This is a genomic window from Paenibacillus sp. P4_E11 (genome assembly GCF_056401635.1).
Window position 1 is genome coordinate 1 of sequence record NZ_JBFUIX010000564.1, and the last position, 995, is coordinate 995.

2 protein-coding genes are annotated in these 995 nt (G+C 48.7%); both read left to right on the forward strand.

Annotation, left to right across the window (positions count from 1 at the left end; all coding sequences use genetic code 11):
* Positions 1-750, forward strand: a 750-nt coding sequence (locus AC1DWB_RS36065) for a carbohydrate-binding protein (protein WP_477545855.1), incomplete at its 5' end; no start/stop codon positions are given.
* 42 nt (positions 751-792) lie between these two features.
* Positions 793-995: Gfo/Idh/MocA family oxidoreductase (locus tag AC1DWB_RS36070; protein WP_477545856.1), on the forward strand; the 203-nt coding region annotated here is incomplete at its 3' end.

Here is a 995-nt window from a genome sequence, read left to right on the forward strand (position 1 = left end):
GGTTATCCGTCAGTTGTTCGCAGTAACAAATACTCGGCGATGCTGGGTCCTGGCGACAGAATCGAGCAGAAGGTTACCGGTCTTCGACCTAACACGTCTTATGAACTATGGGGCGGGATGAAGACGGATGGCGAATACTTCGGTGTGGGTCAAGTAAATGAGATTCAGAAGATTGGCAAGCTGGACACTTCACCAGATGGCGGCTATGGGATATACCGAGATCTACGCTATTTAGGCCCACTTGTAGCGGGGGATTGGTTGAAGTTCGCAGATGTCGATTTCGGCAGTCCTGGTAAATATGATCTTCTTAGTCTAGGTATGACGAAGATATTCGGTTCGGTCTCGGTCGAGGTATATCTGGACAGCCTCGAAGGAGAGAAGATCGCCGTAGTGACCCATCAATTGGATTATGATAGTGTATGGCGTTACTTCTCCACGCCAATACGCCTTGTGACGGGTAAACACGACCTTTATATAAAGGTTACCGGACCCGGACGAATGTTGTTTAGCGGCTTCAAGCTGCATAACAATACTTATTTCGGCGGTGGGGGGAAGATGAGCGTCCAACGAGCGGACGGTACGAAGCTGGACAGATTTGTATTCCGACTGAACTGGGAAGCGAAGATGGCGAAGTTGGCTTTTACAACAGGGCCGGAAGAAACAGAGGTTGTGGTTACGTTCGAGAACACTAGTCGGTTTTTCCTATATCTCGACGATATCGGATTGTGGCAACCGCAACCAACGGAATAAACGAATGCAGAACGTTAAACGATGAGGAGTAGAGAAGCCATTATGACGAAACGAATACAAGTAGGTATTATCGGTCAAGGGCGAAGCGGGCATGACATCCATGCCAAAACATTGAACAGCATGCCTGAATTGTTCCGAATTGCTGCTGTTTCCGATCCTGAAGAGAACTACCGGAAGCGAGCTGAAACGGAGTTCGGCTGTGACGCATACGGGGATTATAAGCAGCTATTGGAACGGAAGGACCT